Annotated in this window: 13 protein-coding genes; 8 read left to right on the top strand and 5 right to left on the bottom strand. The window is 52.0% G+C overall.

Going from position 1 to position 13,298, the window contains the following annotated elements; genetic code table 11:
- Nucleotides 1–84: 84 nt before the first annotated feature.
- Both NST96_RS21610 and NST96_RS21605 read left to right on the top strand, forming a co-directional pair.
- Nucleotides 85–1,263: a DUF4272 domain-containing protein gene (locus NST96_RS21610; protein WP_227277492.1), complete on the top strand. Its 1,179-nt coding sequence runs from the start codon at nucleotides 85–87 to the stop codon at nucleotides 1,261–1,263.
- A 194-nt stretch (nucleotides 1,264–1,457) separates the two neighbouring features.
- Complete coding sequence (locus tag NST96_RS21605) at nucleotides 1,458–1,850, top strand: nuclear transport factor 2 family protein (protein WP_327969771.1); 393 nt, start codon at nucleotides 1,458–1,460, stop codon at nucleotides 1,848–1,850.
- Nucleotides 1,851–2,059: 209 nt separating this feature from the next.
- On the opposite strand, the gene NST96_RS21600 is transcribed toward NST96_RS21605, so the two are convergent.
- The 3 genes from NST96_RS21600 to NST96_RS21590 form a co-directional block, all read right to left on the bottom strand.
- Nucleotides 2,060–2,674, bottom strand: a complete 615-nt coding sequence (locus tag NST96_RS21600; RefSeq protein WP_003389628.1) for a flavin reductase family protein — start codon at nucleotides 2,672–2,674, stop codon at nucleotides 2,060–2,062.
- 77 nt (nucleotides 2,675–2,751) lie between these two features.
- Nucleotides 2,752–3,135 carry a hypothetical protein gene (locus NST96_RS21595; RefSeq protein ID WP_327925968.1) on the bottom strand — a complete coding sequence of 128 codons (384 nt, stop codon included), beginning with the start codon at nucleotides 3,133–3,135 and terminating at the stop codon, nucleotides 2,752–2,754.
- Nucleotides 3,136–3,431: 296 nt separating this feature from the next.
- Nucleotides 3,432–4,223, bottom strand: a complete 792-nt coding sequence (locus tag NST96_RS21590) for a tyrosine-protein phosphatase (RefSeq protein ID WP_024983447.1) — start codon at nucleotides 4,221–4,223, stop codon at nucleotides 3,432–3,434.
- A 231-nt stretch (nucleotides 4,224–4,454) separates the two neighbouring features.
- Between NST96_RS21590 and NST96_RS21585 the strand changes: the two genes are divergently transcribed.
- Nucleotides 4,455–5,066, top strand: a complete 612-nt coding sequence (locus tag NST96_RS21585; RefSeq protein WP_031931930.1) for a TetR/AcrR family transcriptional regulator — start codon at nucleotides 4,455–4,457, stop codon at nucleotides 5,064–5,066.
- Nucleotides 5,067–5,118: 52 nt separating this feature from the next.
- Nucleotides 5,119–5,751 (top strand): TetR/AcrR family transcriptional regulator, encoded by a 633-nt coding sequence (locus tag NST96_RS21580; RefSeq protein ID WP_031931929.1) that lies wholly within the window; start codon nucleotides 5,119–5,121, stop codon nucleotides 5,749–5,751.
- Nucleotides 5,752–5,971: 220 nt separating this feature from the next.
- On the opposite strand, the gene NST96_RS21575 is transcribed toward NST96_RS21580, so the two are convergent.
- Nucleotides 5,972–6,937, bottom strand: a complete 966-nt coding sequence (locus tag NST96_RS21575) for a YafY family protein (protein ID WP_327925970.1) — start codon at nucleotides 6,935–6,937, stop codon at nucleotides 5,972–5,974.
- Nucleotides 6,938–7,231: 294 nt separating this feature from the next.
- On the opposite strand from NST96_RS21575, the gene NST96_RS21570 reads away from it, so the two are divergent.
- The 4 genes from NST96_RS21570 (at nucleotide 7,232) to NST96_RS21555 (ending at nucleotide 10,511) form a co-directional block, all read left to right on the top strand.
- Nucleotides 7,232–8,452, top strand: coding sequence for a cysteine desulfurase-like protein (locus tag NST96_RS21570; RefSeq protein ID WP_342404550.1), 1,221 nt, complete (start codon nucleotides 7,232–7,234; stop codon nucleotides 8,450–8,452).
- A 211-nt stretch (nucleotides 8,453–8,663) separates the two neighbouring features.
- Nucleotides 8,664–9,275 carry a sporulation-specific diadenylate cyclase CdaS gene (gene cdaS, locus NST96_RS21565; protein ID WP_035989972.1) on the top strand — a complete coding sequence of 204 codons (612 nt, stop codon included), beginning with the start codon at nucleotides 8,664–8,666 and terminating at the stop codon, nucleotides 9,273–9,275.
- 180 nt (nucleotides 9,276–9,455) lie between these two features.
- Nucleotides 9,456–9,734 carry a hypothetical protein gene (locus tag NST96_RS21560; protein ID WP_003389619.1) on the top strand — a complete coding sequence of 93 codons (279 nt, stop codon included), beginning with the start codon at nucleotides 9,456–9,458 and terminating at the stop codon, nucleotides 9,732–9,734.
- Between the two features lie 642 nt (nucleotides 9,735–10,376).
- Complete coding sequence (locus tag NST96_RS21555; protein WP_269320790.1) at nucleotides 10,377–10,511, top strand: hypothetical protein; 135 nt, start codon at nucleotides 10,377–10,379, stop codon at nucleotides 10,509–10,511.
- A 71-nt stretch (nucleotides 10,512–10,582) separates the two neighbouring features.
- Here the strand turns inward: NST96_RS21555 and NST96_RS21550 are convergent, their stop codons facing one another.
- On the bottom strand, nucleotides 10,583–13,189 hold the full coding sequence (locus tag NST96_RS21550; RefSeq protein WP_342404547.1) for a LuxR C-terminal-related transcriptional regulator: 2,607 nt from the start codon (nucleotides 13,187–13,189) through the stop codon (nucleotides 10,583–10,585).
- Nucleotides 13,190–13,298: the final 109 nt, after the last annotated feature.

The raw sequence follows: 13,298 nt of genomic DNA, 5'->3' as shown, positions 1-13,298 counted from the left end.
GATATGGAAAAAGGATAGCACAGTTGTTGCGAAGGAAACAAATTTAGAAATAGTAAATCAATTTTCTGGAAGAGAGGGTTTGCCATGCAGCAGTGTACATTGTACGTTTCCATTCAGGAGCGTGAAAGCGTAACGGATGCCATTCGGAAGGCGTTTTCCGAAAAAACGGTTGAAGTCTCAACAGATGGCCGGGCTGTGACCGTCAGCAGCAAAAAATGGTTCAGCAAAAGCACGATTACCTTCAATACGCTGAGAGAGGACCTCGATCCGGAAGCGTTTGACCAGATGAAAAGAGGGATGTACGGTTATTTTTCGCAGATTGAAACGCCTCATGTGCGTGTTCAACAGAAGCTGCTCATGCAAATCACGGCTCTCAATGTCGCAGTAGGAATCGTGTCGAGTGACGGGATCGACAAGGAAACGTTTCAAAAAATACTGGAGATTGCCCGAAGCGTGCATGGGATCGTTTTCCTCCCTACAGGCGAGATGCTCGATAAAGAGGGCAAACTCATTCTCGACACGGCAGGCGAATCAGAGCTGGAGGATTTTATCTTGACTGTCAGTGTTGATCTGATTGATGGACATATACACCCCACGCCATCGGGAGAGGCGCGCAAACAGAGAAGCATGCAGCTTCTCAGGGAGCAGGGAATCCCGGTGATTGATCACCTTCCTGTAATCGTCGGGGACGAAGATGCGGTGATCCGGACAAAGGATGAGATCGTCCAGCGAGCAATCGCACTGTGTCTGATCGCGGTTTATTCCGGCGGCATTGCCGAGAATGGCAATGTTGAGGAAGAGCGAGAGTTTATCGAGGGAATCATCGAGCAATACGGCGCGGAAGGATTCTTTACGGAAAAAGAGCGGGCCTTCCTGTACAACGATGCTCCCGACCGGACGGACACGATCCAGATGGTATGGATGTACGAATGCTACTGGGTGCTTCTATGGGCGCTCGGTTACGTGGAGACGCTTGATTTCCCATCAGACATTTGCGATGTGCAATCTGCCATTGACTGTCTGCGTCTCGCCGAAAACTACGATGCCTTCTACCAAAATGCGACGGTACGCAGCAAAAAAGAAATCCTGGACCAGGCAGATTTGATATACCGTTACGACTGGGCATGTGTAGACGCGAGAATCAACAATCGTCCCGTCGCAGGCGGTTTAAACGACGAGGTGGTGCTGGAGAGGCACAGAGCGCTGAACTGGCTGGTGCGTTATATGGATGCCGACTGGGATGACGTTCAGATGGATACGTAAGGCAAGCCGTTTTTCGACATTTTGCTTCTATTTATAGAACATTTCTTGTCTATTTGCACAGACGGGCCGCTGCTGTTGTTTACTAGACGAATCGGCTGCTGCTGTCGGTTGAGCATGTTCTCTCATCGGGGTAAGATATGATCAACATCGTGTCAATAAAGTGATGGACGAACCAAAAAGGGAGCGTGCGACAGATGAACAACAGCCCGACGATGAAACAAGCATTGCTTGCGTATGTAGACGCATTCAACGCCGGTGACGCGGAACGTCTTCTCGCGTTGTTCGCTGAGGAAGCGACGGTGGAAGACCCGGTCGGTCTGGAGCCGAAGAGGGGACGAGCAGAGTTTGAGCAATTTTTCCGCTATGCCATCTCAGGCGGGGCCAAGCTCGAGCTGGTTGCGCCGCCGCGCGCTTCTTTCAGCAACCATGCAGCGGTCACCTTCATCGTGCACACCGAAATGGAAGGCCGTGCCGTCGGGATTCACGTCACCGATGTGATGACTTTCGACGAGAACGGAAAGATTGTCCACATGCGGGCTTTTTGGGGACAGGATGACGTGCGTACGGCGGATTCCCCCAACGCGTAAACGCCTCCAACACGTAGTCGAAGACATTGTCCGAGCGGATCGCAAATAGATTTGCAAAAATGATCGTCGGTTTTGAAGAATAGCATTTGGCAGGCAGCCAGGCTTGGATGTAATTCCGCCCGGCTGCCTTTTTTTTGCCGGCCCGATCAGCTTCATGAGCAGGAGCATCGCGTAGAGAAGCCTGTTTTTCCGATGCATCGCAAGAGTTTTCAGGTCTCGGAGCGATACGATTTTCCCATTTGTGCGCCCAGGCCGAAGTAATGGCGGAAATTGTAAATGAGCGGAGACCAGGAGGCAGGATCGATGTAATTTTCTCCGAGGACGATATCCTCTGAGGCGTGCACCTTGACTGCCTTTACTTCCACAATGGCAAAATCCGGGCTGTGCTCGGGCGTGCGGATGTTTACGACCTTGGCCTCTATCTGGAGCGGGCATTCGAGAATCCGCTTCGGCTCTACGGTAGCGGAAGGCATCGGCGTGAAGCCGGCAGCCGCAAATTTGTCCTTTTCATAGCGGAAGCCCATCTGCTCTTTATAGGAAGGAACGGGGTCCTTGCCGGTGAGCGGCGCCAGCAATTCTACCTGTTTCCACAGGGAAGGGTCGGGAAGATTGAGCACGCATTCGGGATGCTGACGCAGGTTCTCTACTGCTTTTCCGCCGTATCCGATGCCCATGACGATGCAGTCGCCGAGCGCCCAGGAAGAAGAGATCGGGCTGATATTGGTCGAGCCGTCTTCGTTTTTGGTTGTCAGCAATACGACAGGTGTGCCGTAATACAAAATTTTGGGCTGAATGCTTTTGTGAGCGAGTGCGTTTGTTTTCATAACCTACCTCCATCGTTTCATCATAAGACGAAACGATTATAGCAAGCAGATATTTCGGCAGGGATCGAAGTATGGAATTATTTCGGGAAAGCTTTTGGCTGAAGCAGGCTCTTGTAATGATCGCGATACGCCCAGAGCAGGAAGCATTGCAGAACAAAGACGATGATTCCCAAAGGAAGCAGCGAAGGATCGGCGAACAGGTGAAACGTCAAAATATTGACGGCAACCGGGGCCAGAATGACCAGTGATGAAGGCACGAAAAAATTCAGAAGCAAGCCCAGTCCGCAGACGATCTCCACCGTTTTGACCAAGACCAATAAATACCCTTGCAAAAACTCCATCGCTGGCGGACTCGTCGGAAAGATCGGCGGCTGTCCGAAAATAACGAGGTAGCCGTTGAAGCCTGCGCCTAAAAAGATAAGTCCGAGTAACAGGCGGCACAGCAAAATGGTGGTTCGCATGATCATGACATCCTTTCTGGAAGGAGATAGGATATGCCACCGGGTGTGTGACCGGGTGGTCAATAAGGAAAGTATAGTCCGTTTTGACCGGGTGGTCAATACAGGGTGTGAACACTCAATTTTGCGGGGCCAAGCAACGCTCTGGAACGAAGGGTTGCCATTCCAAGCAGCAATGTCATTGTCATCGGTACGGGGGGCCGTGTCTTTGAGGAGGCAGCACTTGTGCAAATTGCCGGGCAACAAAAAAGCCTCGAAAAACCGATGGTTCCGAGACTCCAAGTATTGATGATGTATGCTTATTCAAGCAGATGCTGCTTGAGTCTTAACAAGCGCTCGGGCTGGATGCTGCAGGCCTGACACAAATAGGTTTCCATGTCTCCGTACTCATTCAGAATGCCCTGACAAACCTCCTCCAAATAGTCCCGGCGCACCTCCAGCATCGGCTTTACCTGATCCGGCGAAACTCGAAACAGACTCATCCACCTGATAAAGGTCTCGATTTTTTTCATGCGCGGCCCGATGGCATCGTTTGAAAACAGGTAGTCTTCCAACACATTTTGATAAGGGACCCCGACGAGAAGCTGAATGACGGCGGAGACAAAGCCAGTCCGGTCCTTTCCTCCTGTACAGTGAATCAGCGCCGGCAAATTCCTTTGTTCGGAGAGATGCGTGATGATTTCGTTCAACTGAGCATGACTGTTAAAAGCCATGTTGTGATACATGTCCTTCATGATGTGCTCAAAATTGATCGTATTTGCTTGACTGACCAAAAACTTGAAAAACGCCAGGCGTGTAAATTCCTGGCTGCTGTCATAAAGAGATACGCGAATGACTTGGATCCCGTGCTGGGAAGTAATCCGGCTGGTCTTTGAACTTCGCTCGCGCGGCGTTCTTAAATCACAGATGGAGGCGATTCTCAGTTGCTTGAATTTTTCTATGTCTTTTTGCGACAACCGGGACAAGTCTGCAGAGCGAAACAGCACACCTTTCTTCATTACACCGCCGTCTGTGGTTTGAAAGCCGCCTGCATCGCGAAAATTATATACTCCGTCGAATGGAAGGACCGAACGTGGCTCCAAGGTTTTCATGAACATTTCCCCCATGCAAGCAGATGAAAAACGGGTACCTCCTGGAACGTTCTCAAAAAAATGTGCACATGTGATTGAAATGGTTTTTATGGTCACATAAAAGCCGGAAGAAAAGACTGCGACTCATACAGTCCCCGGTTTACTTCTAGGTACTGAGCGATTATGATAAGTATAATGACCATGTGACGAAAAGTCCATAAAAAGTCACACGATTGTAAAAGGGAGTTTGTCATGCCGAAATTCACCGAGCAAGAAAAAGAACAAGTTCGCCAATCTCTCTTGATAAAAGGCAGGGAATTATTTATTCAATACGGGCTGGCCAAGACCAGCATTGATGATGTCATCCTCGCGTGCGGAATTGGCAAGGGCACCTTTTATAAATTTTTTGCTTCCAAGGAAGAGCTTTACTTTGAAATTTTGAAGAATGAGGAGGAAGTCAGGGAGACGGTGCTAAGGGAGCTATTTCGAGAAAATTTGCCTCCAAAGGAATTGCTGGCTTCTTTTTTCCGCACCTCATTTGAACTGGTCGAGAAGAACCCCTTTCTTCAACGCGTTTTTCAAAATGATGAACATGAGCGGCTTGCCCGCAAGCTTCCTGAGCAAATGAGACAATTTTCACAGGAGAACACAGAGCGAGGCATCCGTGCAGTCGAGCTCTTGATCGAGCGCGGGGCGCTCCCGAAGGATGATCCGCAAGTCATCGTCGGCATTATGCAGGCTGTCATGATGATGCGGCTGCACAAGCAAGACATTGGCCACGAGATCTTTGCCGATGTGATGGATAAAATCATCGAGTTTGTAGCGGAAGGATTGACCCGAGAGAAGCAGCATGCGGAAAAATGATTGCTGTTTCCCGTGAAAGGGTCCAGCTACGCAAAAAGAAGAAGGTGACGAGGTGCAAACCATTCATTTATGGAGCCAGGACGAAGAACCGAACAAAGTCAAGCTGCTGAATGCGGCTTTGCTTGAGTTTGCCGAAAAAGGCTACACACTTGGCTCTACGAACCAGATCGTGCAAAATGCAGGCATCTCCAAAGGGATGCTGTTTCACTTTTTTTCCAATAAAAAAACGTTGTACCTGTATATCGTGGATGCTTGCCTTGCGTACTTCCAGACTTACCTGAAGGGGCACATGCAGATGCGTTCAAGCGACCTGCTGGACCGTGTGGCGGAGCTTGGCATGGCGCGAATGAAGCTGTTTTTCGAGGAACCTTTGATCTACCGGCTGGCGGTCGAGACCTTTGTCCGGTACCCGGCGGAGATCAGGGAGGAGATTGCGGGGCGGGAGCAGCAGGTGTATGAGAGCTATTTGACGATGCTGCTTGAGGGATTGGACAGCTCCGTCCTCCGCGAAGGCATTTCTCCGGCGAGAGCGGCCGACTTCCTGATTACGGCTGTCGAGGCTTTGATTCAGAAGCACGTCCGGGCACATGTAAATCAGGAGGACAAGGGGCTGGACGCTCTGCAGCAATTTTTCGGCGAGCTGTCCACCTATATGGATATGGTGCGCTATGGACTGTACCGTTAGAAGGTGAATGAAGAAACGGCTGTCTGGCCAAGATCTGTTGATCGATCTTTGCAGGACAGCCGTTTTTTCGCGGGTACGACAAATACCTTTTTGCAGTATATGAGCAATGGAGTCGGGGGTAACGAAAGGCGGTTGAAGAGTAAGAAGGTTATTGCTGTGCAGGGGGTTGGCAGAATGTGACGATGTTCCCTGTTTAAAAGGCTGGACCGAACAGGAGGCGTCATGCCTCTTTCTCTGACTGGCGATACAGGGCGGTGACGGCCTTTGCCTCTGCGATGACCTTCTCGCGCAGCTCGAGCGGCTCAATGACTTCTATGCGCGACCCGAGTCCGAGGACAATTTCACAAGCAGAGTCCAAAGTCTGAAATTCGACTTCGGCTTCGATCCACCCGTCGGCAGCGGGAGCGGTATGAATGACTTTGGCATAACGCTCCTGGCGAAAGCGGGACAAACTCGTTTCCACAAGCTTCACGCGCCCGGGATAGGTCGGCAGATTCGCCTTGAACTGCTCGGTAGACTGCTCCCAGTAACGGGCGAGGTCAAAATCGGCCGGCCGCTCAAAGGCTTCGTCAAGCATCCGGGCAGAAAGCAGGCGGGAAATCCGATAGGTGCGAACTTCGCCGTCCACCTGCGCGACCATGTACCAGACGCTTCGTTTTGCCACCAGTCCTAACGGCCAAACAATTCGTTCCACAGCGGTTTCCTCTCTTTGGTAGGAGATGAACAGCTTTCGGCTCGCCCATACAGCCTCTTGTACAGCAGGGAGAAAAGGAAACGACTCGTCGGACTGGTGCCAGCCAGCTCCGTCGATGTGGATGAGCTGGCGAACAGCTTCGGCGTCACGGCGTGCTTTTGCCGAGGACGCTGCCAGCAGTTTTTGGAAGGCAGCCTCGAACCGATTTTTGAGGCCGAGATCGCTCAGCAGGCTGGAAGGATGCACAAGCAGCAGCGATTGAAGCTCCTCCGTCGTCATCCCTGTCAAATTGGTCCGGTATCCCTCCGACAGCGACCATCCGCCCTGTGAACCGCGTTCGGCAAAAACGGGGATTCCCGCCGCGCTTAGAGCCTCCATGTCGCGGTGAATCGTCCTTTCGGAAACCTCGAGCATTTCCGCAAGCATCCGGGACGTCAGCCGGCCGTGGTTTTGCAGCAGCAATAAGATGGAAAGCAATCGATCTGCCCGCAAGGAAAGTCCTCCTTTGATCCGAAACGGTGTTCCGGTTTTCATACCGGTTGCTTTTTTGATCATACCATTTTTATATGACAGGAGCTGTCATATATCATGTTCAGTAAGAACTTCAGTAGCTGGGAATGTCAGATGAGTACGGTCTCACCGCGCGGGACGGAAGCCGGCCGCACTGGGGCAAGTGCGTGGCAGAACGGGCTTTTGAATACTGGCCTTCTTTTTTTAGGAAAAGAAGTGTACAATCCATCATATAGTTAGAATATTCTGCGTAAAAAGGCGGAGGAGGAGCAGATCATGGACTTTGACGTACATCGTTACCGGAACCACTTTCCTTCCTTGCAGCGGAAGGTTGGGGACAACTGCGCAGCCTATCTGGATGGCCCGGGAGGAACCCAGGTGCCAGCGCAGGTCATCGCCGCCATCGCACAATACTATGAGACGAGCAATGCCAATGCCCACGGTCCGTTTGTGACAAGCGAGGAAACGGATGTGATCGTGGAGAGAACGAGGGAGGGGATGGCCGCTTCTTTAGGGGCTGCTTCTCCCGGCAGCATTTCGTTTGGGGCCAATATGACCACGCTCGCCTTTTCTCTCAGCAGAGCGCTGTCGCGCCTCATTTCTGCCGGAGACGAGGTCATCATCACCGATCTCGACCACGAAGCCAATCGCGGACCATGGCAAACGCTGGCTGAAAAAGGAGCAGTCATCCACTCGGTCAGGATGACATCGGGCGGGCAGCTCGATATGGACCATTTGCAGTCGCTTCTATCCCCCAAGACGAAGATCGTCGCGGTCGGGTACTCATCGAACTCGCTCGGTACCGTCAATGACCTGACTGTAATAAGGGAATGGACACGGGCTGTCGGTGCCTGGATGATCGTGGATGCCGTCCACTACGCCCCGCATTTCCCGATGGATGTGGCGGCGCTTGATCCCGACTTTTTGCTATGCTCCGCCTACAAGTTTTACGGTCCCCACGTCGGTGTGCTGTACAGCCGTCCCGGATTGCTGGACCACATTCCGACCGACAGACTCCGGCCGCAGCTGGCGGAGGCTCCCTACCGGATCGAAACGGGCACGTTGAACTTTGCTGCATTGGCGGGGGTGAGAGCAGCCGTCGATTATATCGCTTCGTTTGGGAACGGTGAAAGCCTTCGCGAGCAGCTCACGAGCGGCATGGCGCTGATCCATGACCATGAAGAGCATGTCGCCCGTTACTTGTACGACAGGCTTTCAGCCTTGCCGCAGGCAAGTGTATATGGCCAGCCGTTTGGAGAAGGGCTGCGGGCGCCCACTGTTTCCTTCACTGTACAGGACGTACATACGGCAGACGTGGCGAAGGCTTTGGGCGAACAGGGCCTGTTCGTCTGGGGCGGCCATTTTTACGCCATGCGCGTAGTCGAGACTCTGGGACTGGAAGATATGGGCGGGCTGGTCCGCGCAGGCATCTCCTTGTACAATACGGTGGAGGAAATCGATCGATTGATTGACTGTGTCGAGGCGTTGAAAAAGTAAAAAATACAGGATGCAGGCAGGCTTTTCTTCGGTTAAAGCCTGCTTTTTTTGTGTGCTTTTTTGTGTGCCGTTTTTTAGTCGAGCAGAAGAATAGCCGGACCGAGCAAAACAGGGAGTATCGTATATTCCTGCGAGAAAATGGAATGCTGTACGTAGTGGCATTGGGCAAATCCGGTTTGCATGAAGGGAGGTACAGTGCAAAGTGATGGCGATGGAGCCGAGAGATTGCGATATGTCTCCGATGAAACTGCAGGTAGAGAGTGATTTGCAACAGCTAATCCTCGACATCCAGCACAGTTTGGTCTCGATGAGAGATGAAAATCACTGCGTTCTGGGAAACCTGGACCAGATCAAGCAGAGATTCTTCCAGATTGAATCGACAGCCGCTTCCTTTTATCTCTATTGTTACTTGGCGCCCTTTACCGATAAATACCCGGATTTATCCCTGACCATCCAACATCTGTCCAGCCGCAGACACGGTGCCTTGATCGTCATTGAGCGAAATGAGCCGCTCGACCAATGGATATACAAGGGGACACCGGTTGGGGCCACGGTAAGCAGCTCGCTATTGGAGTCCATTTTTTATCCCGGAAGTCCGCTGCACGATGGCGCTGTGCTGATCCAAGGAAACTCGATTGTTTCAGCGGGGAATGTACTGCCTCTCTCCGACAACAATCTGGGTGATCCCAGCCTCGGTACAAGGCACCGCGCTGCCTTGGGATTGACAGAACGGAGCGACGCACTCGTGCTCGTGGTTTCCGAAGAGACGGGAAGAGCTCGCTTTGCCTATCAGGGAAAACTGTACCCGCTGCCGACTGTGTAAGAACAATGCGTGCAGCGGGTTTTCGTTATGCCATCCGCCCGGCAGCCACCCCTTTTTGCAAAGAGGGGCGACAACGTATCACATTAATTCCGACTTGACATATATGTATTATATGATTTATCTTTACACATAATCCTTTTCGTCAACATGGCACGTATAGCGCGATTGGGAGGAATCGATATGGAATTTTATTGTCCCGCATGCGAGCAGGCATTCTCGAAAAAAGAGGAGATATGCAGTCATTTGACGTCCTTTTTTCAATCCTTGCACGGCAAAAAAGTGTGGCGAATCCGCTTTCTTCATCATCATCCGTATCACATTTACAGCGATGAGCAAATTCACGAAATGCTGCAGAAGCAGCCGTTGACGGTCACTCATGCCATGTGTTTGACAGATTTTGATTCCGACTTGTGTACGGGCACTGACTCCCTTGGCAAAACCGTTTCGATTTTTGACTAGAAGCTGAGATTTTCAGTGCTGGGAGAACCGACAGGTTTTTAGAAAGCCTGGACAGATTTCTGTTTCAGTCCAGGACGAAGACTGGCACGGAGAGTGGGCGCAGGCTTTTCTTCACCACAGCTTTTCTTTTTTAGCGGTTGGACGGGCTTTGGTGAAGGAGATGAAAAAGGAGAAAACCGCTCAAGGTTCGGTGGGACACTGCGGGGAGCTGTACTGGCCGGCTCCATTCCAAAAGCAAAACCGCGTCCAAAAGCAGCCTGCTCGGGGGAGTGTCCCAAAGACCTTCGCGGTTTTCTCCTTTTTCATCTCTACAGATGCTGGATTCTATCCAAAAAACCGTTCGGACATAAGCCCGAACGGTTTTGAGCGAGGCTGGCTTGAAAGAGGCTTGCTTGAAAGGAGGTTCGAATCAAAGAACCGCCGTCAACTTACCGGGATCAGGTTTGCCGCAGCCATAGACAATCAGAAGTTAGCCTGCTGAAAAACCTTGACTTGATTCTTTTGGCGCCATGAAATATCCCGCAAGCATTTTAAAGCTGGAAGAAGCCATTCTGCTCGCCAGAGAAGCCTGTTTCCAGTCGGAGCGACTAGCGAAGTCCCACCCAGCGGAGCAGTGATCCCGAGGAAACAGAATCGCAACCTATGAATCCGCTGCGAAGCTGCGCGCCGTTTTGCGATTCCCTCGGGATCATTGCGGAGCGGACAGTCTCCGCTACCCTGCAGGACGAAGACCGGAGCGCAGAATGGAAACAGGCTTCTCTGCACCGCAGCCGCTAAAAAAGCATCCTAGCTTTGCAAACATTCTCTTACAAACGCAACTCGTTTGCTAGTCAAAAAGGGGCAAACCGCTAAGGAGCAATCAACCCCAAATCCTGCGCCTTCAGCAAAGCTTGCGTCCGGGAGGAAACCCCCAGCTTCCCGTAAATGCGGTTCAAATACACCTTTACTGTCCCCACGGTTAAATCAAGCTCTGCCGCGATCTGTTGGTTGGTTGCGCCTTGTCCCAATAGCCCGAGAATGACGCTCTCACGCTGGGTAAGCGGCTCCGGAAAACCGTCGGCAGGAAGGGCAGGAGGACTACCGGCTCGCGGCTTCCCTGCGGCAAACCGATCCAGCAGATTATTTACATAGTCCCAGGAGACTCCTTCCCACTCCTGGCGTTTCGCAACGATTCTCCGCTGTTTCCCGTAATCCCGCAGCAAGCGGGCCATCCTTTCTCCCTCGTCCAGGAAGCTGCGAATATAGCCGTTTTGCTCTCCGAGGGCGAGGGCTTCATGCAGGTAGCGGAATGCTTGCAGGCGGTGCCCCAGCTTATGATGGATCAGTGCCTGGAGAACCGGGATTTCCACCATGCTCAAAAGACAGCCATCGCGTTTGCCCAAAGGCTTGAGGGTTTCCAATATGCGCAGTGCATCGGTGGTGTTCCCTTTTGCCTCCAAAAGACGGACAAAAGTCAGATACTCCAGCTCCTTGTCCAGCGTCGGTTTATCCTGTGCGGACAGGTGAAGCAAGTCCATGACGCGCTCTGCCTCCGATGGATTGTCTTCCAAAAGATCGATCCGCGCCCGAAAGGCGTACAGAGAAGGCAGCCAGTGATATTCCGTCCATTCTTTCACAGTGACAATTGTTTCGTCGATCGCTTCTTTTGCAGAATCGTACTCGCCTTTTACCAGGCGCGAGCGGGCAAGCGTAATCCGATTGGGGACGAGCAATCCGGCCACCTGCTTTTGGAGGGCGATCCATTCCACCTGCTTCAGAAGCGTCCCGCTGTCTTCCTGCCTGTCCCATTCATAGTACCCTTCGGCGAGGGCCTGGACTACATACAGGTTGATCAAGGAATCCTGCCAACCGTGGGATTGGAGAATGGCAATGAATCGTTTGCCCACTTCTTCTGTTTGTGCAGAGAGCAGTCCCTTGAGTCCAAATGCAGTCCGCCTGATGAGCGGTTCACTCGTATTGAAATTCAGATTGTAAAAAAGCGGATTTTCCGGCAAGACGTCATAGATGAGATCGGCATGGGCGAACCATTCCTCAAAGCGACGCGTAGAGAACACGAGATTGGCTTTGACAAAAAAGATGCCGCTCCGGATTTCCTGACGCTGCTCTTCAGTGACATCCGCTATGCTCCGTTCCAAATCGTCCAGCAGCGGATCGACGCGGTCGAATTTCCCGACGACATTCAAGGTAAAGGCGTAGAGCAGCAGCAGCACGGGGGAAAGAGTCCTGACGGGTTCGGGAAACGCTTCGAACCAGCGGAGCAGGGTGGAAAATTCGCCTCGCTTCAGCACTGTGACGATATGCTGCTCCAGCCACTTGACCGCCAGCGCATAGTCTTTGGCGAGCAGGGCATGCTCGATGGCCTCATCCATCATCTGGCGTTCGGCAAAACACGCGCTTGCCCTCCGGTGAAGCTCGCTCCATGCCTGAGGATGCTTGATGAGCAGTTCCTTTTGCAGAAATTCCGAAAACAAATGGTGGTACCGATACCAGGTGCGTTCTTCATTTAGCGGGAGAATAAACAGGTTCAGTGTAATAATGCGCTGCAGCATGGCATGGCTGTCCGTCCTTTGCAGCACAGCATCGCAGCTTTGAAAGTCCAGTCGCTGAAGCACGGAGGTTTGCAGCAAAAAGTCGTGAATATCCTCCGGCAGTCCGGAAATGACTTCGTGCAACAAGTAATCGGCGACATTTCGGTCATACCCGGACATCCGCTGCAACAGCCGGTCGTAGTTCGAGCTGGCCAGCAGGGAGATGGCAAACAACTGTAGCCCCGCCACCCAGCCTTCGGTAAATCCGAGCAATTTTTCAAGCTCGCTCGAAGAAAGGGACAATTGCGTTACATCCTTGTAAAAATGGGCAGCTTCCTCCCGCGTGAACAGGAGTGAAGGAGCGTCAATCTCGTTATATTCGCCGCGTACTTTCCACTTTGCTGCAGAGAAAGGCAGGGCGGCGCGGCTGGAAAGGTACAGATGGATGTTTCCAGGAAGATATTCAATCAGGTAGGAAAGACTTTCATGGATCTGCTGATTCGCAATCACATGCAAATCGTCCAGAATCAAGCTGGCGTGATCCGGCAGCAAATCCAGCTCGTTGATCATGGCGTCAATCATCGTATAAACAGAGCTGCCGGAGAGCGAATCGAGCAAGGGAGTCATGCGCTCAGTCAACTGCGGGCAACAAGCGGAGGCGAGTGAGTAGGCCACGTATCGCCAGAACCTGCTGAGGTCATTGTCTTTTTCGTCCAACGATACCCAAGCCGCGCGGACGTTTGTGTGGAAAATCCATTGCCCTAAAAGCGTTGTTTTGCCAAAACCGGCAGGAGCGCAGATAGATGTCAGGCGGCAGTGCTGGCCGGTGCTGAGCATCTCCAGCAAATGTCCTCGGTTCACGGCTTTATCCTTGAATACAGGCAGGTTGATCTTCGTTTTTAACAGCACATCGGCAGGATTAAGCATGCTCCCTCCATGAAGGTGTTTTTCCAAGCGTCAACATGGATGAAAACCCTGAGTATTTCGGTTATTCCCATTATAGCCCATCTTCCCTGTGCAAAAAGAAAAACATTCG

It is taken from the genome of Brevibacillus sp. FSL K6-2834, assembly GCF_038592925.1.
In the GTDB taxonomy this organism is placed as follows: Bacteria; Bacillota; Bacilli; order Brevibacillales; family Brevibacillaceae; genus Brevibacillus; species Brevibacillus borstelensis.
This window is presented reverse-complemented; position numbering and strand designations above follow the sequence as displayed.

What these genes read in the sequence shown, in the direction of transcription:
- NST96_RS21610 (WP_227277492.1), top strand. Translation starts at nt 85, where the DNA reads ATGCAGCAGTGTACATTGTACGTTTCCATTCAGGAGCGTGAAAGCGTA.
- NST96_RS21605 (WP_327969771.1), top strand. Translation starts at nt 1,458, where the DNA reads ATGAACAACAGCCCGACGATGAAACAAGCATTGCTTGCGTATGTAGAC.
- NST96_RS21600 (WP_003389628.1), bottom strand. Translation starts at nt 2,674, where the DNA reads ATGAAAACAAACGCACTCGCTCACAAAAGCATTCAGCCCAAAATTTTG.
- NST96_RS21595 (WP_327925968.1), bottom strand. Translation starts at nt 3,135, where the DNA reads ATGCGAACCACCATTTTGCTGTGCCGCCTGTTACTCGGACTTATCTTT.
- NST96_RS21590 (WP_024983447.1), bottom strand. Translation starts at nt 4,223, where the DNA reads ATGAAAACCTTGGAGCCACGTTCGGTCCTTCCATTCGACGGAGTATAT.
- NST96_RS21585 (WP_031931930.1), top strand. Translation starts at nt 4,455, where the DNA reads ATGCCGAAATTCACCGAGCAAGAAAAAGAACAAGTTCGCCAATCTCTC.
- NST96_RS21570 (WP_342404550.1), top strand. Translation starts at nt 7,232, where the DNA reads ATGGACTTTGACGTACATCGTTACCGGAACCACTTTCCTTCCTTGCAG.
- cdaS (WP_035989972.1), top strand. Translation starts at nt 8,664, where the DNA reads ATGGAGCCGAGAGATTGCGATATGTCTCCGATGAAACTGCAGGTAGAG.
- NST96_RS21560 (WP_003389619.1), top strand. Translation starts at nt 9,456, where the DNA reads ATGGAATTTTATTGTCCCGCATGCGAGCAGGCATTCTCGAAAAAAGAG.
- NST96_RS21555 (WP_269320790.1), top strand. Translation starts at nt 10,377, where the DNA reads ATGAATCCGCTGCGAAGCTGCGCGCCGTTTTGCGATTCCCTCGGGATC.
- NST96_RS21550 (WP_342404547.1), bottom strand. Translation starts at nt 13,189, where the DNA reads ATGCTTAATCCTGCCGATGTGCTGTTAAAAACGAAGATCAACCTGCCT.